General features: G+C 59.9%; 19 protein-coding genes, 2 pseudogenes and 1 other annotated feature. Of the genes and pseudogenes, 10 read left to right on the forward strand and 11 right to left on the reverse strand.

Annotated features, from left to right (window positions below):
• Position 1 precedes the first annotated feature (1 nt).
• The 4 genes from ACZ9HU_RS15840 to ACZ9HU_RS15855 are packed head-to-tail and all read left to right on the forward strand — an operon-like array spanning position 2 to position 2,707.
• Positions 2-679 (forward strand): 3-keto-alpha-glucoside-1,2-lyase-like domain-containing protein, encoded by a 678-nt coding sequence (locus ACZ9HU_RS15840; RefSeq protein ID WP_476106293.1) that lies wholly within the window; start codon positions 2-4, stop codon positions 677-679.
• A complete protein-coding gene (locus ACZ9HU_RS15845; protein WP_476106294.1) occupies positions 669-1,211 on the forward strand; it encodes a nuclear transport factor 2 family protein in 543 nt (180 codons plus the stop codon). The genes ACZ9HU_RS15840 and ACZ9HU_RS15845 overlap by 11 nt, the downstream gene beginning before the upstream one ends.
• Positions 1,208-1,984, forward strand: a complete 777-nt coding sequence (locus ACZ9HU_RS15850; RefSeq protein ID WP_476106296.1) for an HpcH/HpaI aldolase family protein — start codon at positions 1,208-1,210, stop codon at positions 1,982-1,984. Before ACZ9HU_RS15845 ends, ACZ9HU_RS15850 begins: the two co-directional genes overlap by 4 nt.
• Before the next feature lie 30 nt (positions 1,985-2,014).
• Entirely contained in the window at positions 2,015-2,707 is a 693-nt protein-coding gene (locus ACZ9HU_RS15855) for an alpha/beta fold hydrolase (RefSeq protein WP_476106298.1), read from the forward strand.
• 151 nt (positions 2,708-2,858) lie between these two features.
• Here the strand turns inward: ACZ9HU_RS15855 and ACZ9HU_RS15860 are convergent, their stop codons facing one another.
• Positions 2,859-3,770, reverse strand: a complete 912-nt coding sequence (locus ACZ9HU_RS15860) for a LysR family transcriptional regulator (protein WP_476106300.1) — start codon at positions 3,768-3,770, stop codon at positions 2,859-2,861.
• Positions 3,771-3,786: 16 nt separating this feature from the next.
• Complete coding sequence (locus ACZ9HU_RS15865) at positions 3,787-4,662, reverse strand: LysR family transcriptional regulator (RefSeq protein ID WP_476106303.1); 876 nt, start codon at positions 4,660-4,662, stop codon at positions 3,787-3,789.
• A 91-nt stretch (positions 4,663-4,753) separates the two neighbouring features.
• Here ACZ9HU_RS15865 and ACZ9HU_RS15870 point away from each other — a divergent pair, with 91 nt between their 5' ends.
• Positions 4,754-5,866 carry an S-(hydroxymethyl)glutathione dehydrogenase/class III alcohol dehydrogenase gene (locus tag ACZ9HU_RS15870; protein ID WP_476106386.1) on the forward strand — a complete coding sequence of 371 codons (1,113 nt, stop codon included), beginning with the start codon at positions 4,754-4,756 and terminating at the stop codon, positions 5,864-5,866.
• Between the two features lie 574 nt (positions 5,867-6,440).
• Positions 6,441-7,517 (forward strand): IS5 family transposase, encoded by a 1,077-nt coding sequence (locus tag ACZ9HU_RS15875; RefSeq protein ID WP_476106305.1) that lies wholly within the window; start codon positions 6,441-6,443, stop codon positions 7,515-7,517.
• A 102-nt stretch (positions 7,518-7,619) separates the two neighbouring features.
• Here the strand turns inward: ACZ9HU_RS15875 and ACZ9HU_RS15880 are convergent, their stop codons facing one another.
• Positions 7,620-7,997, reverse strand: coding sequence for a hypothetical protein (locus tag ACZ9HU_RS15880; RefSeq protein WP_476106308.1), 378 nt, complete (start codon positions 7,995-7,997; stop codon positions 7,620-7,622).
• A gap of 34 nt (positions 7,998-8,031) precedes the next feature.
• Here ACZ9HU_RS15880 and istA point away from each other — a divergent pair, with 34 nt between their 5' ends.
• Both istA and istB read left to right on the forward strand, forming a co-directional pair.
• Positions 8,032-9,282 (forward strand): IS21 family transposase, encoded by a 1,251-nt coding sequence (gene istA / locus ACZ9HU_RS15885; protein WP_476106311.1) that lies wholly within the window; start codon positions 8,032-8,034, stop codon positions 9,280-9,282.
• Complete coding sequence (gene istB, locus ACZ9HU_RS15890) at positions 9,279-10,124, forward strand: IS21-like element helper ATPase IstB (RefSeq protein ID WP_476106314.1); 846 nt, start codon at positions 9,279-9,281, stop codon at positions 10,122-10,124. The genes istA and istB overlap by 4 nt, the downstream gene beginning before the upstream one ends.
• Here the strand turns inward: istB and ACZ9HU_RS15895 are convergent.
• Both ACZ9HU_RS15895 and ACZ9HU_RS15900 read right to left on the reverse strand, forming a co-directional pair.
• On the reverse strand, positions 10,109-10,819 hold the full coding sequence (locus ACZ9HU_RS15895) for a TonB-dependent receptor domain-containing protein (protein ID WP_476106317.1): 711 nt from the start codon (positions 10,817-10,819) through the stop codon (positions 10,109-10,111). The genes istB and ACZ9HU_RS15895 overlap by 16 nt on opposite strands.
• Positions 10,816-12,044, reverse strand: a protein-coding gene (locus ACZ9HU_RS15900; RefSeq protein WP_476106321.1) for an IS3 family transposase whose coding sequence is annotated in 2 segments (ribosomal slippage) — positions 10,816-11,756 and positions 11,756-12,044 — 1,230 coding nt in all. Because the reading frame shifts where the segments join, the coding sequence is not laid out codon by codon here. Before ACZ9HU_RS15900 ends, ACZ9HU_RS15895 begins: the two co-directional genes overlap by 4 nt.
• Positions 11,649-11,763, reverse strand: a sequence feature (AL1L pseudoknot). Its footprint overlaps the gene before it by 115 nt.
• Before the next feature lie 50 nt (positions 12,045-12,094).
• Between ACZ9HU_RS15900 and ACZ9HU_RS15905 the strand changes: the two are divergent.
• Positions 12,095-12,244: pseudogene (locus tag ACZ9HU_RS15905) on the forward strand (IS5-like element ISRhru5 family transposase); the annotation flags it as partial.
• 28 nt (positions 12,245-12,272) lie between these two features.
• Here the strand turns inward: ACZ9HU_RS15905 and ACZ9HU_RS15910 are convergent.
• The 5 genes and pseudogenes from ACZ9HU_RS15910 to ACZ9HU_RS15930 all read right to left on the reverse strand — a co-directional run.
• Positions 12,273-12,395 (reverse strand): annotated as a pseudogene (locus ACZ9HU_RS15910) (IS630 family transposase); the annotation flags it as partial.
• 206 nt (positions 12,396-12,601) lie between these two features.
• Positions 12,602-13,114, reverse strand: a complete 513-nt coding sequence (locus ACZ9HU_RS15915) for a lytic transglycosylase domain-containing protein (RefSeq protein ID WP_476106324.1) — start codon at positions 13,112-13,114, stop codon at positions 12,602-12,604.
• Positions 13,115-13,157: 43 nt separating this feature from the next.
• The gene (mobF, locus tag ACZ9HU_RS15920) at positions 13,158-16,109 is read right to left on the reverse strand and encodes a MobF family relaxase (protein WP_476106326.1); all 2,952 of its coding nucleotides are present in this window, start codon (positions 16,107-16,109) and stop codon (positions 13,158-13,160) included.
• Complete coding sequence (locus ACZ9HU_RS15925; RefSeq protein WP_476106329.1) at positions 16,106-18,235, reverse strand: type IV secretion system DNA-binding domain-containing protein; 2,130 nt, start codon at positions 18,233-18,235, stop codon at positions 16,106-16,108. The genes mobF and ACZ9HU_RS15925 overlap by 4 nt, the downstream gene beginning before the upstream one ends.
• Positions 18,232-18,531 (reverse strand): CopG family transcriptional regulator, encoded by a 300-nt coding sequence (locus ACZ9HU_RS15930; RefSeq protein ID WP_476106332.1) that lies wholly within the window; start codon positions 18,529-18,531, stop codon positions 18,232-18,234. The genes ACZ9HU_RS15925 and ACZ9HU_RS15930 overlap by 4 nt, the downstream gene beginning before the upstream one ends.
• 453 nt (positions 18,532-18,984) lie before the next feature.
• On the opposite strand from ACZ9HU_RS15930, the gene ACZ9HU_RS15935 reads away from it, so the two are divergent.
• On the forward strand, positions 18,985-19,446 hold the full coding sequence (locus ACZ9HU_RS15935) for a hypothetical protein (protein WP_476106335.1): 462 nt from the start codon (positions 18,985-18,987) through the stop codon (positions 19,444-19,446).
• Positions 19,447-19,522: 76 nt separating this feature from the next.
• On the opposite strand, the gene ACZ9HU_RS15940 is transcribed toward ACZ9HU_RS15935, so the two are convergent.
• Entirely contained in the window at positions 19,523-20,506 is a 984-nt protein-coding gene (locus ACZ9HU_RS15940; RefSeq protein ID WP_476106337.1) for a DUF2493 domain-containing protein, read from the reverse strand.
• Positions 20,507-20,894: the final 388 nt, after the last annotated feature.

Below are 20,894 nucleotides of genomic sequence, written 5' to 3' on the forward strand. Positions count from 1 at the left end.
CATGCGATGGATTTATGCGGGAATGCTGGCCGTGTCGGGGCTGACCATGATGGGGAACACAGCGATGGCCATGCCAAAGATATCCGAGTTCAAGACGAACGGCGTGGACCTGTCTTTCGACGGCGACAGCCTGCGGGTGGCCTTGCGCAAGGAACATTGGCAGGACCCGGCCAAGGAAGCACTCAAAGACCGTGACTTCATGGCGTGGCTGCCGGTTGATTTCCATGATGGCGTGATCGAAGCCGATGTGAAGGGCGAAATCGCCCCCGATGCGCCGGAATTCGCGCGCGGCTTTGTCGGCTTTGCCTTTCGTATCGCAAACGATCAGTTCGAAAAGATCTATCTGCGTCCCGCCAATGGCGTGACCGAGGATATGGTCCGGCGCAACCATTCAGTCCAATATGCGGCTTTTCCCGAATTCCGCTTCGACCGCCTGCGCCGGGAAAGCCCTGAACGCTATGAAACAGCGGCCGATATTGCACCGGGACGTTGGGTTCATATGCGGATCGTGGTCAAGGGAGCGAGTGCTCGCCTGTTCCTCGACCATCGGCCCATTCCCACGCTTGTCGTGCCCGATTTGAAACTGGGTGAGGATCGGCGCGGCGGCGTGGGCCTGTGGGTTGAAAGCGGCTCGATTGCTCATTATCGCAATCTGAAGATCACGCCAGATGGTCAGTGACGCCGATTTTGTCGATCTGAAGGACCGCTTCAAGGCATTGGAAGATCGCGCCGCCATCATGGACCTGCTCTCAGGCCTGGCGATCAGTTCCGATACGGCGGACAAGGCGGTGCAGCAGCAAACATATCATGAAGAATGCGTGATGGACCCCGCTCCCGGCATCGAACCTATTGTCGGGCAGGAAGCCATCGTCGGCCTGCTGGATTCCCCTGCGCATTTTGCTGCCCGACAGGCCGGGATGGTCCATTTTGCAGGCTTGCCCCAGATTACCATTCAAGGTGATCGCGCGGTGGCGATCGGCTATCTGCAAATCATCGTCCCGTTGCGCGATGGGCCATCGGTGGCGCCGGAGGCCTATCCGGCAGATGCCGGGCTGGCGATCTGGCGCCTGACGGCCAATCGCTGGGATCTGGCCTGCGAAAGCGGCCAGTGGCGCATCATCCGCCGCACGATCCGAAGCCTGCCCGGTGCCGAGGCGCGCAAGATCATGTCGGTCAGCCCCCAAACTCAATCAATAAGGCCCAGCAAATGACCAGAAACATAGGCGCCAGACTGGCCAGGGGCGACATATTGATCGGCGCCGTCATCAACATGACCAACCCGACCATGATCGAACTGGTCTGCGGGGCAGGCGTCGATTTTCTCTTTCTCGATTTTGAACATGGGCTGCGCGATTATTCGGATATTCAGGGCGCGCTGATCGCAGCCGAGCTTTGCGACACCCCCGCTCTGGTGCGACTGGGTGAGCGGTCGGCCAATCTGGCGGAAAGAATGCTCGACGCAGGCGCGGCTGGCTTCATCTTTCCTCATGTGCGCACGGCTGAGGAAGCTCGTGAACTGGTTTCATGGTGCCGTTACAAGCCGGCGGGCGTAAGAGGCTCGGGTCTGGCTCGCGGCTTTTTACGCCATCAGGGCAATGAATTTGACCGGCGCCAACAGGCCAACCGCGACATTACCTGCATCATGATTGTCGAAGATCTGGAAGGCGCGCGTAATCTGGACGCGATCCTTGCCGTGGAGGGCGTGACTGGTGTCGCGATAGGACCGGGCGACATCTCGATGGAACTGGGCGCCAAGAACTGGGACGACCCGCGCGTGACCAAAATTCTGGACGATATGGCCGCCACGGTGCAGGGACATAAGGGGGCCGGAATGCTCCGCCTTTGCCTTGATCCGTCGGAAATGCCCGGATTGATCACGTCAGGCGCAAATATGGTGATCGTCAACCACGACGCCCATTTGATTAAGGCCATGTATCACCGATTGATCGGCGGCATCCGCACCGCCATCGATGGCCATAAATAATCTAGATATCATAAGTTTGGGAGTTTTATCATGGCAGATATCGTACTTGTTCCCGGGGGATTTCATGGCGGTTGGTATTTTTCGCCCATCCTGCCCGACATTCGCAAGGCGGGCCACAATGTTCATGCGGCAACGCTGAGCGGTCTTGGCGACAGACGCCATCTGGTCAGCGCATCAATCAATCTGGACACGCATATTCAGGATGTGGTCTCGCTCATCGAACATGAAATGCTCGAGAATGTCATCCTGCTGGGCCACAGCTATGCCGGAATGGTGATCAGCGGTGTGGCCGACCGCATGGCAGGCAAGGTCAAAGCGGCCATCTATCTGGATGCCCTCGTTCCGGAGAGCGGGGACTCCATTTTCAAGCTGATGCCCGAAGTGTCCGCCCAAGTGTTCTGCGGCATGACCACCGATGGCATCTCCGCCCCCGCCCCGCCGGGGCTGGATCTACGCGCCTGCGCCCACCCGCTGGCCAGCTTCCTGCAGCCGATTACCCTGAGCGGGGCGGAAAAGCAGGTTCCACGCAAGATCTTTACATGGTGCGCACGCGATTCACGTGGCCCGTTCGGCTCCATCCATGATCGCTTGAAAGACAATCCATCCTGGGAAGTTGTATCGGTCCCCTACGGACATGATATCATGAATGAATCACCCGAAACTGTGCTGTCACTTGTCCTGTCCGCAGCCAACGGCAACCCTGTCGAAGCGTCCCATGGCTGATCTCATCTCGTTCTCCCCGGATTAGCCTAACGAATTTCCGGAAAATTTTTCTATTTATAGTCCAATGCTGAATTATCGCCTGAGCTGAATTATCTCCGACCTGAAAGATCGGCTCAGGCGGTTTTACTGTGATTGAAAATTTGCCGCCCGTTCAAAAAGCAGAGCCGACCACATGGCTAAGAAAGGCTGCGATAGCCTCAACACGTGGGAGATTTGCCCGATTGGCGGGACGGACCAGCCAAAGGTCGCCACGAATGCATCGGTGCTGCGTCAACAATGGCTCCAGCCTGTCTGACCGGATCGCATCTTGCGCAGCATAATTGGGGATCTGTGCCACCCCCAGGCCGCTGACCGCCGCCAGCACCACCGCCTCGCCATCGTTGAACACTGGGCCGGAGGGCAGTTCTCGGTCTAGTTCTTTGCCGTCGAAAGCCCATTTCTCAAGAACACCGGTGGACGGATAGCGAAAGCGAATGCAGGTGTGGTTGCTCAAATCCGCCAAACATTCCGGCCTGCCCCTGGCGGCAAGATATTGCGGCGACGCGCAAAGTATAAAACCGTGCGAAGCGAGCTTTCGCGCGATCATTCCGCTGTCTTCCAGATGGCCGGTACGGATGGCCAGATCATAGCCTCCTTCTACCAGGTCGACCTTTCGGTCATCAAGCCCGACATCCAGTTCGATACCCGGATATTGCGCAAGAAATTCACCAAGGCGCGGCAAAATCACCATTCGCCCCAACGTCGCGGGCAAAGTAACCCGTACGCGTCCCACCGGCGCCGCACGCTGGTTGGCAAGAATGCTTTCAATATCGCGCAGATCATCGAGCAGGCGGGAAGCACCGGCATAGAGTTGCTCGCCTTCGAAAGTCATCATCACCTGACGCGTGGTGCGAATGAGCAGCCGCACACCAACCCTTGCCTCCAGACGTGCAACGGCCTTGCCGACCGCCGAGGCCGACAGGCCCAGCCGACGACTGGCCGCGGCAAAGCCGCCGGCATCCACCGTCGCGACAAAGGCCGTAATGCCTGAGATCGACTCTATGCTCTGTGGCGAAATATTCATGTCTTGTCCTGATGTTTCAGATGAAAGCCGGAAGCTCTTTGCGCAGCGTCTCTATCGCAATCTGAATTTTGGACGAAAGGTGCCGTTTGGACGGATAGATCGCCCAGACCGGCTCATCTTTCAGGCAAAAATCCTGCAGGATCACGGAAATTGCGCCTGATCGCACGTGGTCTGAAACATAGAATTCGGGCAAATGGCAGATCCCCATGTCATCCAGAACCGCCTGCACGATCGCATTGCCATTGTTGCAGCGCCAGCGCCCTTTGACCTGCCATGGCACCAAAGTTCCCGCCTGCCGAAATTGCCACTGGTCCGATGTGCCCACCAGACATTGATGCTGCGCCAGATCGGCAATGGTTTTGGGCACGCCATGCGCATCAAGATAGCGCGGCGAGGCGCAGGTCAGTATGCGCCGCTGAGCGATTTGGGTGCAGATCAGCCCGGAATCGGGCAATTGCCCGGTGCGAATGGCAAGGTCATAGCCTTCCGAGAGAATATCGACCACCCGGTTGGTCAGATCCAGTTCGATGGACAGATCAGGGTGCTCGATGCAAAGCCTGCGCATGATCGGCCCGATAAAGCGCTCGCCAATGGCGACCGAACAGGTCAGGCGCAGATTGCCGCGCGGGGCACTGCCGATCTCTATGGCCGCGATGGCTTCGTCCCTCTCGCTGACCAGCCGGGCAAATTGCGTGATAAGCGCCCGGCCACTGTCGGTCAGTTTCACCACGCGGGTGCTTCGCGCAAAAATCCGCGTGTGAAGCCGCTTTTCAAGCCTATCTATGGCGCGGCTGACGTTGGACGGGGCGGTGTTCAATCTTTCGGCGGCGCGGACAAAGCTGCCGACCTGTGCGACCATAACGGCTTCATCAATGCCTTCCCACGCGTTCATTATTGCACCTGTGCATTAATGTATTCCAGAATGGATCTTTATCCCAATATTCGATGACGTGTAGGCGAACCTTCTGTCAAGGAGAACCATGATGAAGACCCGCGCCGCCGTTGCTTTTGCGCCCAAAACCCCGCTCGAAATCGTCGAAGTCGATCTCGAAGGCCCCAAGGCCGGTGAGGTTCTGGTGGAGATCATGGCAACCGGCATTTGCCACACCGACGCCTACACACTGGATGGTTTCGATTCCGAAGGTATCTTCCCCAGCATTCTGGGCCATGAGGGCGCGGGCATCGTGCGCGAAGTAGGCGCGGGCGTTACCAGCCTTGTGCCGGGCGACCATGTGATCCCGCTCTACACCCCCGAATGCCGCCAGTGCAAATCGTGCCTGAGCGGCAAGACCAACCTGTGCACCGCGATCCGCGCGACGCAAGGCAAGGGGCTGATGCCCGATGGCACGACCCGCTTTTCGTACAAAGGTCAGCCGATCTTCCATTACATGGGCTGCTCGACCTTCTCCAATTTCACCGTCCTGCCCGAAATCGCGCTGGCGAAAATCCGCGAGGACGCGCCGTTCCAGTCGGCCTGCTATATCGGCTGCGGCGTGACCACGGGCGTTGGCGCGGTGGTCAACACCGCCAAGGTGCAGGTGGGCGACAATGTGGTGGTGTTCGGCCTTGGCGGCATCGGATTGAACGTCATTCAGGGCGCGCGTCTGGCCGGTGCCAACAAGATCATCGGCGTCGATCTTAACCCCGACCGCGAAGAATGGGGCCGCCGTTTCGGCATGACCGATTTCCTGAACACGCGCGGCATGAGCCGTGAGGACATCGTGGCCAAGATCGTGCTGATGACCGATGGCGGGGCCGATTATACTTTCGACGCCACCGGCAACACCGAAGTCATGCGCACGGCTCTGGAAGCCTGTCATCGCGGCTGGGGCACCAGCATCATCATCGGCGTGGCCGAAGCGGGCAAGACCATCGAAACCCGCCCGTTCCAACTGGTGACGGGGCGCAACTGGCGCGGCACGGCGTTTGGCGGGGCCAAGGGGCGCACCGATGTGCCCAAGATCGTCGACATGTATATGACCGGCAAGATCGAGATCGACCCGATGATTACCCACGTCATGGGGTTGGAAGATATCAACACCGCTTTCGATCTGATGCATGAAGGAAAAAGCATCCGCAGTGTCGTAGTATTTTAAATAAAGCTATCCCTTCCGCGCAATATATATTAAATGTTTTGAACATATCAGAATCTGACAATTCGATCACCGCAGCATCTTCACTGAAGAAGATGTTGCGCCCCCTATGATCTCAAGGAACATTTCGGACGATCGCTCTTGCCTTACAATTCGTCGATCCGACCGGCAGAGCGAAATAGCAATCTCTGGCCCCGGCCTCGAACCGTAGTCAGCAAAAATTGAATTTTGATCGGCATCCCCGTCACCTAGACACAGTTGCTAGGCCTCGCCTGGCTCAATCATGAACGCAGACGAGGCCTTTTCACCTGACGGATCTTTCAATTTCGATCGGGCATATGCCTTTACAGATGAAATCAGAACTTCAAGCGCGTACCAACCGAGAAATATCGACCGATCAGGTCATCCCCGGTAACCAACGGATACTGGAAAAGCGGCGTTCCTGAGACCGCCGTGTAAACGGGGGGCGCCTGATCGAGCAGATTCTGCACGGTGATATAGAACTGGGCACCTCCATTTACCGGTGGCCAAACGTGGCTTGGGATGATTCACTGTTACCGGACAGTGGGAGCGTCAGATGCTGCAATCAGGGCTTTTCGGCTTATCGGATCACATGAAACGGCTATCTGCTGATGGCGACCCACTGGAGGTTTTGGCCCAAGTTATCGATTTTGAAGCGTTCCGGTCGACACTGGTGGCGGCCCTTTCTTATTCTGACGGAGCCAAGGGCGGGCGACCTCCCTATGATCCGGTGGTCATGCTCAAGGTGCTGGTGCTCGCTGCGCAGAACAACGTCTCGGACGCGCGCATGGAATGGCTGATCCGCGACCGGTTGAGTTGGTTGCGGCTTCTGGGCTTTGATCTTGGGGCGGCAACGCCTGATGCCAACACAATCCGAACGTTCCGTGAGCGGCTGACCAATGCTGGGGCGCTCGACACATTGTTCGCTGATTTCGACCGCCAGTTGAGGGAGCGAGGCTATTTGCCCATGGGCGGGCAGATCGTCGATGCCACGTTGGTGGCGGCGCCCAAGCAAAGGAACACCGAGACCGAGCGAATGGCGGTGAAAGAGGGCAAGAGCGCCGCCGAGATCTGGCCGGACGAACCGGCTAAGGCGCGGCAAAAGGACACCGATGCCCGCTGGACGCTGAAGTTCGCCAAGGCCCGCCCCACCGCCGATGGCAGGCCGCAGGCTGATATCGCCATCCCGAGCTTCGGCTATAAAAGTAGCATTGCGATCTGCCGGGCCTTTGGCTTTATCCGCAAGGGCAAGACGATGGACGGTGCGCGCTACGATGGGCGCATGCTGCGCGATGTCGTCACCAATGACAACACCGCTTCAGACGTCTGGGCGGATACGGCTTATCGCAGCCAGAGCAATGAGCGTTGGCTCAAATCCCAGGGTCGGGTCAGCCGCATTCATCGCAGGAAGCCCAAGGGCAAGCCGATGCCTGCGAATATCAGACGCGGCAATGCCACCAAATCCAGTGTTCGCGCCCGGGTCGAGCATGTCTTTGCGCATCAGAAGGCAAAAATGGGCCTGTTTATCCGCACCATCGGTATCAAGCGTGCGGAGGCCAAAATCACGCTCGCCAATCTGGCCTTCAACATGCACCGCATGGACTTCCACGAGACGCGGGTCGCGGCGGGATAATTGCGCCTCAATGGCGGAAACCCGGTCCCCATACCGAGGCGGGGACGGTAGAATGCCGAGAAAATTGGGCAGTTCAGCGCTCGCGCTGAGGCCTGCACACCGTCACCATGCCTCTCCTGTCAAATCCGATCGGTAGATGGAGGTACCCAACTGCTTGGTTTTGTCTTTGCCGATGAAGGCGGTGAAAGTAAGATCCGTGTAAGCAATCGAAGGAACGTCACTAATGGCATAGACCAGCGACGGATCGGAATTCTGTTTGAGCGACGAACGCCAACGCTCCTGGACATCGATTGAAAAGTTCGGGTTGCTGTAGGAAAGGAAGCCGGTGAGCCGCCACTTGGCAATACCGGCACCTTGCTGGATCGATGCTGTGTGAGTGCTGGTCGTAATCTCCCCAAATGTGCTGGTTGAAAATTCCCCAGTTTGAGGACGCGCGTGATCGTCATGGGGGCATGCCCCCATGACGATCACGCGGCACATTTATCCCTGCTGATGCCGAAGGAAGGGCGCGCAGGTGATAGGACTGAGGGAGGTCGTTTTGATCCAGGAACTCAAGAGACAGGGGCTCAGTATCAGCGCCATCGCGCGCCAGACCGGGCTCGACCGAAAGACGGTGAAGAAATATCTGGCCAGTGGGCTGGAGGTGCCAGCCTACTCCCCGCGCAAACCGGTAGTCAGTGCGGTGGAACCCTATCGCGCGTATCTGCTGGAACGAATGGCCAATTATCCCGGCCTGTCGTCACGCAGGCTGCATCGCGAGATCCGCGACATGGGGTACAAGGGAGCCTATTCGTCGCTGACGGAATATCTGCGCCAGATCAGGCCGCCGGTGCCCAAAACCTATGAACGGCGCTTCGAGACGGGCGCTGGTGTTCAGGCCCAGGTCGATTTCGCGGAATTCCAGACGGTCTTCACCAGCGAGCCGGGCGTTGTGCGCAAGGTCTGGCTGTTCAGCATGGTGCTGGGTCACAGCCGTTGGCTATGGGGGCGGTTCTGCCCCAATCAGGGGCTGGAAACGGTGATGCGCTGCCACATCGCTGCCTTTGAGGCGATGGCGGGCTGCTGCACGGAAATCCTCTATGACCGCATGAAGACCGCCGTCATCGGCGAGGATGCGGCCGGCGTGGTGACCTACAATGCCTCGCTGGTGGCACTGCTGGCCCATTATGGCAGCGCGCCCAAGGCGTGCCAGCCCTATCGGGCTAAGACCAAGGGCAAGGTCGAGCGGCCCTTCCGCTACATCCGGCAGGACTTCTTCCTCGGCCGTAGTTTCCGCGATCTTGATGATCTCAACGCCCAGTTCGATGTTTGGCGTGGGGACATCGCCAACGCCAGGCAGCATGCCACCACGGGACGGATCGTACGCGAGCATTTTGAGGAGGAGCAGCCCCATCTGCGCCCCTTGCCAGCCATGCGTTACGATGCCGTCCTGACCGTTGAGCGACGGATCAGCTGCGAGGGGCTGCTAGCGGTGGCGGGCAATTATTACAGCGTACCCGACACCGCCCGCCGCCGGGTTGTCGAGGTCCAGCACCATACCCATGAGGTCCGGATCTTCGAGGAGGGGCAGCTCATCGCCCGACATCCCGTGCTGGAAGGCAAAAACCGCAAGCGGATCGAGCCAGGGCATCGCAAGGCCCCGCCGACGAAACGGGCCGAGATGCTACCCGCGACACAGACGGTGCCGATCCTTCAGCGCCCTCTGGCCTTTTACGGCGCGGTGGGTGAGCGCCTCGCCAGCCTCAATGCCAAAGGTGCCGCATGATGTCTGTCACCGAACGCATCCGGCAAAGCCTGCTGGCTCTCCATATGGCACGCGCGCTCGAAACGCTCGATCACACGCTGGGCAGGCTGGAAAAGGGCGAGATCAGCGCCATCGAGGCCATCGACGATCTGCTGGCCGAGGAGTTGAACCTGCGCGAGGGGCGGCGCATTGGCGTGGCACTGCGCACCGCCCGTCTCATGCCGATCAAAACCATCGAAAGCTTCGACTTCTCCTTCCAGCCCTCGCTCGATCGGCATCGCATCACCGCACTGGCCCAGCTCGAATTTATTAACCGGGCCGAGGTTTTGCATTTTCTGGGCCCACCCGGCACTGGCAAATCACACTTGGCCACGGCCATCGGCGTGGCCGCCGTCAGAGCCGGGCGCAGCGTCTATCGCTGTTCGTTGGCCGAGCTGATCGAGGCGCTTACCAAGGCTGAGCGTGAAGGTCGCCTAGTCGAGAAAATCCGCTTCTACACCTGCGCTTCGCTGCTGATCGTCGATGAAATCGGCTACCTGCCCATCACGCCGGGAGGCGCCAATCTCTTCTTCCAGCTGGTCAACGCCCGCTACAAAAAGGGGGCCATGATCCTGACCTCCAACCGTGGCTTCGCTGAATGGGGCGAAGTCTTTGGCGACCCTGTCGTCGCCACCGCGTTGCTTGACCGGCTGCTCCACCATGCCGTCGTTGTCCAGATCGAGGGGGCCAGCTATCGCCTCCGCCAGCATGCCGATCTGATCCCCGAGCACGCCCGGGCCCACGCAAATCTGATGCCGCCGCCAGCGCCAAGGCGTCGCGGCAGGCCCCCAAAACATGGAGCCGTCGATCATCTCAATGGCTGATCACCATATCCGCGCTGGGGATTTTTGCGCCAGCACTTGTGGGGAAATTTGAAACAGCATTTACATGCTGCGCCGGACAGATGTTGGACCGGCGTGCCGGGAACCAATACCTGGTCCAGTTGCGGCTGGTATCCGATCAGGCCACGTAGGGTAACCGCCCCTTCGCTTCCAACGCGGAACTGATAGTTCACCTCAGTGTCGATACCCCATGTCTTGAGTGAGGCTGCATTGAGCTGCGTTGCAAGAACCATCGTCGGGGCATTGGCCAATGAGTGATCACTGAAGGCGTTGGGACGCACAAACAGGGTGCAGAACGGCCCCGTACCGTTGGCCGCTTCGCACAGGTTTTGAATGGTGGGATTGCGCCCGTCGAAACTGGTAATCCCGTTCGCCATGCTGATACGATAATAGTCCACCGCGATGCTTAACCCGCGGACCTGAGACGGACGATAAATTGCGCCGAAGGTGAGAGTCTTGCTGATCTCGGGGGTAAGATTTGCGTTGCCAACCGTTTGCGTGGGAACGATCCCTTGAAAACCGGTATGGACGTCGGTGTAGCCTGAACTTGCAGTCGTCGCCGGCTGGAAGAGGTCGTACAGGCTGGGCGCCCTGATATCGCGAGAATAAGTCCCGCGGAGCCTAAGCCCCCTAATGAAGCGCCCCGGCTTTCCCGGAGGCATTTTCAATTGATTCATGCGACCATATCGAGGGTCTCTATGGCTGCGTAGTAGTTTGCCTCGGCCTCGGCGGGCGGGATGTAGCCGATGGGGCCGAAGAGGCGCTGGTTGTTGTACCAGTCAACCCAGCGCAAGGTCGCCATTTCCACTGCAGAGGCGCTTGGCCATGACCGCTGCCGCCAGATGACCTCGGTCTTGTACAGGCCATTGATCGTCTCGGCCAAAGCGTTGTCGTAACTGTCGCCGACGCTGCCGACCGACGGTACGAGGTTGGCCTCGGCCAAGCGCTGGGTGTAGTTCATGGCCAGGTATTGAACGCCCCTGTCGCTGTGGTGGATCAGGCCATCTTCGGGCCCCGGCCGCCGCGCGTGGATCGCCTGTTCCAAGGCATCCAGCACGAACCCGGCCGTGGCCGAGGTGCTGACCTTCCAGCCCACGATCCGGCGGGCATAGGCATCAATCACGAAGGCCACGTAGACGAAGCCCGCCCAGGTGTGGACGTAGGTAAAATCGACCACCCACAGTGCGTTGGGCCGTTCAACGCGGAACTCACGATTGACCTTGTCCAGCGGGCATGGGACCTTCGGGTTGCTGACCGTGGTGACCGTCGTCTTGCCGCGCCGCACGCCCGCCAAGCCCATGGCTGCCATCAGGCGTTCCACGGTGCACCGGGCGACGGCAACACCATCGCGCAGCAACTGGCGCCAGACCTTGCGCGCACCGTAGAGGCCGGAACTGGCCTCGTGGACGCGTTGGATCTGCGCCTTGATCTCATCATCCCGGCGAGCACGGGCCGGACGCTTGCCGGGATCGGCAAGGCGCCGCGCGTGCTCATGATAGGAGGACGGGGCGATCGCCAGTTCCCGGCAAATCGGCTCGATACCCAGATCCCCGCGATGGCTGTCGATGAACGACATCATCATCTCCCGTGGCGGTCGAGCTCCGCCTGCGCAAAATACGCCGATGCCTTGCGCAGAATCTCGTTGGCTCGCCGCAACTCCTTCACCTCGCGCTCCAACAGCTTGAGCCGGGCCTTGTCATCGGCAGCCTGCGCCGCTGGTGCCGCTCGTCGGCTCGCCTCCTCACGGCACCAGCGGCGCAGCGTCTCGGCCGTACAGCCGATCTTGCTGGCAATCGAGGTCATCGCCTCCCACTCCGAGCCGTAATCAGCACGGTGCTCGCCAACCATGCGAACTGCGCGTTCGCGAACTTCAGGTGAAAACTTGTTCCGGGTCTTGCTCATAACGAAAGCTCCTTCTCACAAATCGGAGCCTCCGGGAAAGCCGGGGCGGTTCATGGCTCTACCGCCAACGCAATCTCGTCGAACGCTTCTTCAACCGGATCAAACAGTTCCGGGGCATCGCCACCCGCTACGACAAATGCCCCGAGAACTACCTCGCCGCCGTCAAACTCATTTGTGCTCGCATCTGGTGTGCTGCGTAATGAGTCTGTGGCCTAGAGCAGAATCCGATCACTCTGGCTCATATCCTGCTGCTGTAAAGAAGTTTGCGCATTCGTGGGGAGTGAAGCAGGTCAGCGCCCCGCGGATTGCGTCCCACAACTCGGGGACAGTTCGAGCTGCGGCCTTTCGGATATAGATGTGAACGAGATTCTCTTCCGCCCAACGCCTCAGGAGAATTAGGCTGCCGTAACAGTAATTTTTTAGAATAACAAGACATGCATGTCATTTTAATTTTAATTCGCAAGCCATGACCTATTAAATAATATAATTTTTTAATCAATTTCAGTATATTGCAAAATAATAAAAATCTATTTTAATTTTATTTTCGAAAACTTCATTCAGTCGCGATAAGGATTGGAAACCTCTTGCCCGTGCCGCCGTCGTAAATGCCCAGCCATTTCTAACGCGTAACGCAGCTGCCTCCAGGCGGTCGGACTGTGATAGGTACCCACCGCCTTCCAATAATCTCGCGTCTTGCCAAGCGCAGACAGAAAGATCCATCGGGCGACCTCGACATTGAAGCAGGGATCATTCACCAGCCAACTCCGCACCTGCGCAGTTGACCGGCCTACCATACGCGAAATCCGGGGAACCCATGCGGAATTCACCTGCATAACACCCAGATCATGCGTACCATTGGTATTGGCGACCTCGGCCCCTGCCCAGCCAGCCTCCTGATCGCGCAGGCCCCATAGGGTCTTTTCAAGCCAAAGACTGCCCTGCGCGGCTTGCCTGATACAATGCGCCACATCGGGCTCATGGGGAATGTCGACTACAGGTGTGGCCCTCGCAGGGCTAAACGCAAAACTCAGGTCGGCAGCGGCGACAACCCAGAATCTACCTAGTCTCATACGACATCTCCTTGCGAACTGCTGGGAAACAAGGCTTTCGGCATCACCTCTCCGGCCCGCGCGATGGCTCGACTGGTCTGACTGGCAGCTGCGAACGAGAGCTGACTTTGGGCGAAGTCTCCCGGCTTCCGGGTTGTCCACGTTCCAGTATCGCCCGAAGGATGTGGTCCATCCGCTCCGCCAGCGGCAGCATCTTCGCAGCGATTTCCATCAACGGGCCCGAAGGGGCCGTGCGAACAAGGCGGCGTTCGACCTGCCGATCACACCGCTCCTGCCGCAATTTCTCCTGCTGCTCTCGCGCGGAGCGCAAGGCAGCAGCATGGCGGCGACCCAGTGCTCTGGCGCTATCCCGCTCTAGCCTCCCCAGCCCTTCCAGCGCCGATGTCTTCTCACCCGAATTCCGCGTCAGCTTTTCACTCAATCGCCGGACATCCTCAGTCCAGAGCTTCACCCCGAACCGGGCGCGGGTGATGGCGGTGTAATAGTTCTGGCCATTGACCAGGCCTGAGCGGACGGGTGCCAGCACATAGACCCGGTCATAGGTCTTCGACTGGGCGGAATAGACCGTTTCAGCATAGCCGTGATCCCAGGTGCGGAAGCGAGAAAGATCGACCTGCTGAACCCGGTCGCCACGATCCCAACGAATGGTCGCCACAGGACCATCCATTTTCTCGACCGTTCCCCGCTCGGCATTCTTCAGATCCAGGTCTTTGGTTGCAAGCCGCCACTGGATGCGATCTCCTGCCGTCAATTGCCGGTCCTCGGGCTTGGCGAACACATTGACCAGCCGCGCAGAACCCAGTCTCGGATCCCAGCGCAACAGGCGCCCATGCTCATCGACAAGTCTGACGATCTGGCGCCCATTCCCGTCCCGCCCGATACCTGCAACGCGATATTCCTGCCCCTGAACAAGCCCCTGTCCGGCATTATCACGGGCAAAGGTCACCACCTGCCCGCCCGAGTAGAAGCGGGCATTGTGCTTCTGTTCATCACTCATCCCGGCGGGAGAAAGCACTTCAAGTCTGGTATCCTGAGCCGCAATACTGCCCTCGCGCTTGAGCACCTCGCGGATCTGATTGTTGACGGTAATCCGCGTGGCATTGTCGAGCACAAGGATATTGGTGCCACGTCGGCTCTGAGGCCCGAGCCGCGTCCATTCGGTAACCAGACCTCTGGCAAGGTCCTTCGTGCCCATGCCGCTGACAATCTTGTCGAGCGCTGCAAGCGAGCCTGCATAGTCAGCCTCACGGGCAGCAGCTACGGCTTCGCGCATGGCTTTTGTTTCCTGCCTGACCGCCTCCTTCAACTCCGCAGTGGGAAGGCCGAGGCGCTGGAGCAGCCAGAAGGCCTTACCCTGTTCAATCGCACCGGTCTGCCGGTTGTCCCCCAGAAACAGAACGCGCGCGCCGGTCTCCCGGCTGATTTCGAGGATGCGCTGGGCTTGTCGGTTGCCAAGTTGTCCTGCCTCATCGACCACCAGCACATGGGCCTGATTGATGTCTTTGCCGCCACTTGCCATGAGGCTCGCCACTGTGCGGGAGGGAATGTCCGCCTTATCTCCAAGTTCGGCCGCAGCCGAAGAAGTCGGCGCCAGCGCGATCACTTTGGTGCCCGGCTCGGCGGCATCGACAAGAACCCTGACGAGCGTGGATTTCCCGGCGCCCGCCACACCGTGCAATCCTGTCAGCCGATCCCGCAAGGTGGTGATGGCGACGAGTGCCTGCTCCTGCGCGGGATTGAGGCCGGCCTTCTCCAGCTGAGCCAGCAAGCGATCCGCAGATGCGATCGGTCGTGCATCGTCGATCGCCAGTGCCAGATGCCGGGCAAAGGTCTGCTCCATGCGCGCCGTTGCTCTTGTGGTGCGCCCTCGGACGTGCACCTGATCGCCAGTGGGTTTGCGTGTTGCAAGGAGCTTACGCCGCCGCTCATGCTCGTCGGCCAGCGGGCGAAGATCGGCAAGGCGGACCTCCCCAACACGGCTGGCAAGGCCGAGACGCAGCATCTGGCCCAAATTGTTGACCGCCTCGCGGGTTTCAGCCTGACGGATGCCGAACAGCATCGCTCTTGCTGCCACAGCCCTGTCAACGATGAGAGGTTGCTCGCCTGCCTTGTCAGCCTGCGCCCTCAAGCTTTCGAGGTCAGGCGCGAAAGGGCGGCTTCTCTCAGCCCAGCGCTCATGTAATCCGCCAAGATCGACCTTCTCCTTTTTAGGCCGCGTCGCATAGAAAGACTGCCGCCTTGCCTCCTGACCCTGAAGTTCATGCTCGCTGGCATGAGCGTTGATGTCCTGCGCCCGTCGCGAAAAGTTTTGGGCCAGTTCCTTTGGGACACCCCGGATCTCGAACAGGCCGGTGCGCGGATCGCTCTCAATCTGATAGCCCAGTTCGCGCAGGCGATGCGCCAGATCGTTGCGATAGATCTGCCCCGCCGTCATCTGCTCGGCAAACATCGCCCTGCTCTCAAGGCTGGCCATAGGATCGCCCGGAGCCTGACTGGTCATGTTGAAGATGACAACATGGGTGTGCAGATGCGGATCAAGCTCGCGGCTCGCATGTTCGGTAAAGCGGGCTACGAGCAGACGACCGGTGGTAATATGCCTGATCTCACCATCCTCGCGGCGGCGCAGACTGGCATGTTCCTCAATGTAAGCGATGGCGCTGCCGACCGCCTGCTCATGCGCGGCCAAGATCCGCTCATCGCCTGAAACCAGCGCCATCACCGAAACGGATTTGGGCGCGTTGACGGCGAAGTCCCAGCCGGGATGGTGCTGAACTTCGCCGTCGCCGCGATACCTTCCCAACTGCTGCCCGGCAACCTTTCCGGCGAGCAAAGCCTTGAAGACATCCGGGTCGACTTTGCCCTCCAGACCAAGCTCCTCAGCGATGGCGCCTCCCCATTGGGAGTGCTCGTTGTCCCCCTTTTTGTAAAAATCGCCCACCGTATAATAGCGGGCGATATTGCCGGGCGTGCCGGTCAGGCGAACCGGGTGGATCATGCCGGCCTCGCCACTTTACGCGGCCCGTCAGCCTCCCCGTGCTGGACCAGTTGCGAAGTGATCGCGTCCTGCCGGTTCAGCACCATGTTCCACGCCTGACGGGGCGGCAAAGGCAGGTCTTCCGGCGGCAGCTCGATGATCTCCTCGACCGAGATCGAGGGGACATCGGCATAGGTGAACAGGTCCGGCTTACTGACGGACTCGTCCGATGCCCCACGCCCCTTGCCCTTCTTGGGCGTGGCCGGTTTCTCCCCGGCATCGGGTACCGAGGCCTCTCCCTCTTGCGCAATGGACGGTGGCCCGGTCTCACTGCCCTCATCACCCATCACGGCCTTTCGACTTGCCTCACGCAGCCGGGCTTCGGCCTTCGCCAGATGGATCAGCTGCGATGCCGTGGCATGCGGGACGGGCGCCTCTTTACGCTCGACAAAACCCGGCGCGATGTCGGGCATCGCATTATAGCTGTCGGAAAACTGGACCACCGGCAGATTGCGGCCAAAGCGCAGATAGCCCGTGAGGTTGGGGAGCTGATGCATCTGGGTTGCCATCACGAGCGGGCGGGTCACCTGCATGCGCGACAGGTTGATCCCGTCGCGCATATCGTTGACGCCGTAGCTCATGCCCTCATTGGCCTCGATCTGTTCGACCTGCCCCAGGTTCTCCGAAACATGTCGGGCGGTGTCGGTATCATTGGCCCGCAGCGCCACCCATGTTGAGCAATAGCCGGTGATGGCGGCCGCCTCCTGCCGCCCGTAGGTAGCCTCAAGCTGGGGATAGGACTGGAAACCCAGAATGCCGCAGCCGCCATATTTGCGCGCCCGGGCAAGGAAGTCGGAGAGCGAGGGTAGTTTCTGCAGCGTCGGCAATTCGTCGATGATGCAATAGAGCCGCCGGGCGCGATCGGGCTTCAGGCTCATGATTGCGCTGATCGCAATATCGAGCCAGACCGTGATCAGCGGACGCAGCGACGGAAGCTGATCGGCCTTCACCGTTATGAAGAGCCAACTGCCCTCCCTGCCCTTTTCCACCCAGTCGCGGATCGAGAAACCATCCTCGGTATCGTCAAGATAGGCAAAGCTGCGCATCACCGAAGCGAGTTCGGCCTGAATGCCGGCCGATGTCCGCTCCCCCTCGGATGATATGAAAGCGGCCGCATCGGTATCGGCTACAAAGGCGGCCAGATCCTTGAGCTTGGATCGCAGCAGGCGGAACAGCAGCACCGAGATGAAGGTGTGCTTTTGCCGCGCCAGTTTGCGCAGCACCGCCACCAGCGTTCCGCGCGAAGCCTTGGCCCAGAAGGGATCACCATGGGGTTCGGGGATCGTCGACTCCGCGATCTGGTCATACTGATATTCCTGCGGGACATCGACCCACGGCGACCAGTGCGCACTGCGCGCATCGAGCGGGTTGAGCAGCGTATCGATGCCGGGCCGGTAGAACTTTTCGACAAAAGTGCCTGCGGTATCATAGACGATGGCCCGCTTGCCCTCGCCCCTGATCCCGGCGAGCATCTTGACGATAATGTTGGTCTTGCCCGTTCCCGGCGCGCCGCAGATCAGCAGATGCTCGGTTTCAAAGTCGGAGGGCATGGGCACGCCGCCGATGCGTAGCGGTCCTTTCTGCTCACGCCGAAGTGCGCGCCGGATCTGCCGGATGGTCCCAAAATGCGCGCCGCGCAGATATTCATTCGACCCTAGACCCTTGCCCGTCCGGGTAAAATAGAACCACGCATAGGCCAGCGCGGAGAGCGTGAAGAGACCGGCGATCAGGGCGCCATGGAGCAGGTAGATCTCGAAATTATGGAGAGTGTTTTTGGCAAGCGGCGAAGCGATCAGCCAGTCGGCCGAGGTGCGATAGGTTGTGCCGTCGGGCGTATGGAACAGCACCGGATCGTTGGTACCTGCTGCTGCATCGACCTTGATCGCGGCCTCAGCCAGTTTGACCAGAACATAGCGTTCATAGTCAGTGGATTTCTCCAGCGCATACCAGATCGTACCCATCACCCAGAGCGCAAAACCGGCGAGCAAAGTCTGGTAAAAGACCTGCGTCGTCATGCGCAGATTGTGAACGATAGCCTGCCCGCCTCTGGTCCATGAGCCGACCGTGTCGTTGCGAAAGATGCTCATGCCCCGCCTCCATCAGGAAGGAGGCCGCGCTCGGCGAGAATGGCCCTTGCCTCGGCCATGCCGCCCTCCAATGCCTTGGGCGATTGCTGGCCCACAAAGGTGCCGAGGATTGCCAGCATCTGGATCGAGGTCGCGAGGATCTCGTCATTGGAAGAAAAGACATAGCGGCTTTGGGGATCTGCCGCCTGAATGAGGACGTTGCGACAAAAGGTCGCCAGCGGCAGGCCAGCGCCATAAGCGCGCCGTTCAAGCCGTGCATAGAGCTCGTCGTCGAGCCGAATACCAAGTTTGGTCATACAGAAACTCCGTTGAACAGAGCTTCTGCCTGAGGTCGTAAGCAGGGTGACTATAGGCGATTGCAGCCAGCTTTTCAACGCATGGCAGGCGCGGGGTCCAACCTGTTCCGGGCAAGTGCCCCGGAATTACCGTTTACGGTGTCTGGGGTTCGTGGCCCCGGTCGCGACGGGCTGTTTTCCAATGGGTTAGACCAAAGCTTTCAGATCATGGGAGCCATGGGGGCCAGATGGCTGGAATTTTGGGGTACGCGACATACAGCGATAAAGGCATGATATGTCGCGACAAAGGCATCGCAGCACCCGTGCGTACGGTGCATTACAAACGGCACCTGCCGTGCGTCCCGCCTGACGCAGCAGCCTGCCTGCTGCGATACGATGACACATTGACGGGCGGCCCTTCCCGGTAGGGTCTTTTTCCTGTTCCAATGGCCTGGCGGTCTGGGTTCCGGAAGATTGACCATCGGACAATTTTTGCGCCGCGATATTGCGATCATGCTGCATGCTCCCGATATGAGGAACGTGGCGGGCAGGCCATCGCTCAAAAGGACGATGGACATGCCAAAATTGACATCAAGAGATCGCCTTGCCGAACTGGAAGATCGCCAGCGCAAGGCAGCCGAAGAGGTTGAGAAAGCCCGCCGATTGCTGCGGGGCAAATATGCCGAACTTCTGCGAGATCTGCCGGTCGAACGACTGACGGAAGGTGAGTTGCGCGAGATCGTGACGCAGGCAATCCGAACAGGTGGGGAGGCCGCAATCATCGCGCTCAAACCCCTGCCCGATGCAGGAGCAGCACTCCCTCGCAAGCCCCGGGTTCCTGGCAAGCGTCCTCCCGATACGCCTGATGCGGGGCCCCCACCGGAAGGGCCAAAGCCCCCAATCGGCGCCGCGACGGACCCGCAGACGGGTCCCTGAGCGGCACCGACAATACCCATGTAACAAGAAAGAAGAAGGGCTGGCCCGGCGCACCGGACCAGCCCTTTGCCCTTACCTAACGGGACGCAGCCTCTTGCTGATCGGCCAACGTGATAAAATGCGCAGGGATACCCTTGGCTCTCACCCCGCGCGCCAGATGCGATTGCAGCCCTGAGCCTTGCGCCACTACCGCCTCAACAGGCCCCAGCGCCAGCAATTGCTCGTTACGGCGGAACCCGGCCTGCGCTCCCAGCTTGCGGTTGAGAGTGAAGGCGATGAGGCGAACATTCCGGCTCGCCGCCCATGCCGCCGCCATCGCATCGCAGCCCTTTTCCTGGGCGGTCGTGGCCAGCACCATTGCCGGTATCCGCGCCTTCACCGCATCAAGGCGGTCCCAGATCAGACCGTGATCGAGCCAGCCTTCGCCCCCACCGGAGAAGATTACGATAGGGGCTTGCGGATGGTGCTGGTCGATCCGGCGCTGACGGCGCGCTGCGAGGAAATCCTGCGCGGCAATTACCGAGGCAGTACGCTTGCCCGACACCAGCGATCCGCGCGGCGAGGACCACGGGCGACCTGTTTCGCTATGGAAGGTAGCAGCGGCATGATCGCGCATGCAGGTCACTGCCTCGCAGGCTTCATCGAGTGACTGGCACAGGGTCTGGGCCTCTTCGAGTTCGCCCATCATCACCTCGGTGCCGTCAGCATCGCGGATGAGATCCCGGACCTTGAGCGCGGCCTTGTCCGCTTCGCCATCGAGTTGCCCGGCGACCCGGTGGAAGGCATGGACGATCCCCCATGCGAGGCGGTCGGAAAGGGTCTCAAGCCTGGTATCGCGCAGCACATCGAACATCGTGCGCACCAGCATTTCCGTGGCGAGCTGGACCTGCAAGGCGTCGGGCAGATCGCTCGTCACCACCTCGTCGGCCACGCTGATGCGGAAGCCATCGACAGTTTCGGTAAAGCTGTGCGCGAAGTCATCAGTGGGGCTGGCAGTTTCCTGTGCGAGGAATTCGGCGATTTCGGTAAAGGAGCGGACAGAACGGATTGCCTTGGTCATCGTAACCTCCATCAAAAAAGAGGTCTCTTCATCGGCACGGGCTCCGAGTGGCGGGGTCAAGGATCGCGGAACGCGACCGCGCAGCGGCGGCGGGGGTCACGATTTTTTCGGGCGGCAGATGGGTTCGCCATACCGACACAACGCCCGACCCGCCCGCAAAAATGGTGGGGCCCCGGCGTCCTTGAGGCCGTCGCGATCCCGTGCCAGTCTTGGAAGACTTGAGAGAAGAGAGGAGGCTTGCGAAGCGGGGGTTCGATGCCCCCGCTTCGCAACGGGTGCCCCCACACGCGATCCAACCAAGAAGAAGTCCCTCGCCCCTGCCGGATCTTGGCCCATCCCATCAGGCATAAAAAAGGCCGACCGCGCAGGAGCACGGCCGGCCAGCTTT

The organism is Novosphingobium sp. Sphag1I, assembly GCF_056279125.1.

Coding starts and splice junctions, on each gene's coding strand:
- ACZ9HU_RS15895 (WP_476106317.1), bottom strand. CDS start 10,819: ATGAATCAATTGAAAATGCCTCCGGGAAAGCCGGGGCGCTTCATTAGG.
- ACZ9HU_RS15870 (WP_476106386.1), top strand. CDS start 4,754: ATGAAGACCCGCGCCGCCGTTGCTTTTGCGCCCAAAACCCCGCTCGAA.
- ACZ9HU_RS15940 (WP_476106337.1), bottom strand. CDS start 20,506: ATGACCAAGGCAATCCGTTCTGTCCGCTCCTTTACCGAAATCGCCGAA.
- ACZ9HU_RS15930 (WP_476106332.1), bottom strand. CDS start 18,531: ATGACCAAACTTGGTATTCGGCTCGACGACGAGCTCTATGCACGGCTT.
- ACZ9HU_RS15850 (WP_476106296.1), top strand. CDS start 1,208: ATGACCAGAAACATAGGCGCCAGACTGGCCAGGGGCGACATATTGATC.
- ACZ9HU_RS15915 (WP_476106324.1), bottom strand. CDS start 13,114: ATGAGACTAGGTAGATTCTGGGTTGTCGCCGCTGCCGACCTGAGTTTT.
- ACZ9HU_RS15925 (WP_476106329.1), bottom strand. CDS start 18,235: ATGAGCATCTTTCGCAACGACACGGTCGGCTCATGGACCAGAGGCGGG.
- ACZ9HU_RS15840 (WP_476106293.1), top strand. CDS start 2: ATGCGATGGATTTATGCGGGAATGCTGGCCGTGTCGGGGCTGACCATG.
- ACZ9HU_RS15860 (WP_476106300.1), bottom strand. CDS start 3,770: ATGAATATTTCGCCACAGAGCATAGAGTCGATCTCAGGCATTACGGCC.
- ACZ9HU_RS15875 (WP_476106305.1), top strand. CDS start 6,441: ATGCTGCAATCAGGGCTTTTCGGCTTATCGGATCACATGAAACGGCTA.
- ACZ9HU_RS15855 (WP_476106298.1), top strand. CDS start 2,015: ATGGCAGATATCGTACTTGTTCCCGGGGGATTTCATGGCGGTTGGTAT.
- ACZ9HU_RS15845 (WP_476106294.1), top strand. CDS start 669: ATGGTCAGTGACGCCGATTTTGTCGATCTGAAGGACCGCTTCAAGGCA.
- istB (WP_476106314.1), top strand. CDS start 9,279: ATGATGTCTGTCACCGAACGCATCCGGCAAAGCCTGCTGGCTCTCCAT.
- ACZ9HU_RS15880 (WP_476106308.1), bottom strand. CDS start 7,997: ATGTGCCGCGTGATCGTCATGGGGGCATGCCCCCATGACGATCACGCG.
- mobF (WP_476106326.1), bottom strand. CDS start 16,109: ATGATCCACCCGGTTCGCCTGACCGGCACGCCCGGCAATATCGCCCGC.
- ACZ9HU_RS15865 (WP_476106303.1), bottom strand. CDS start 4,662: ATGAACGCGTGGGAAGGCATTGATGAAGCCGTTATGGTCGCACAGGTC.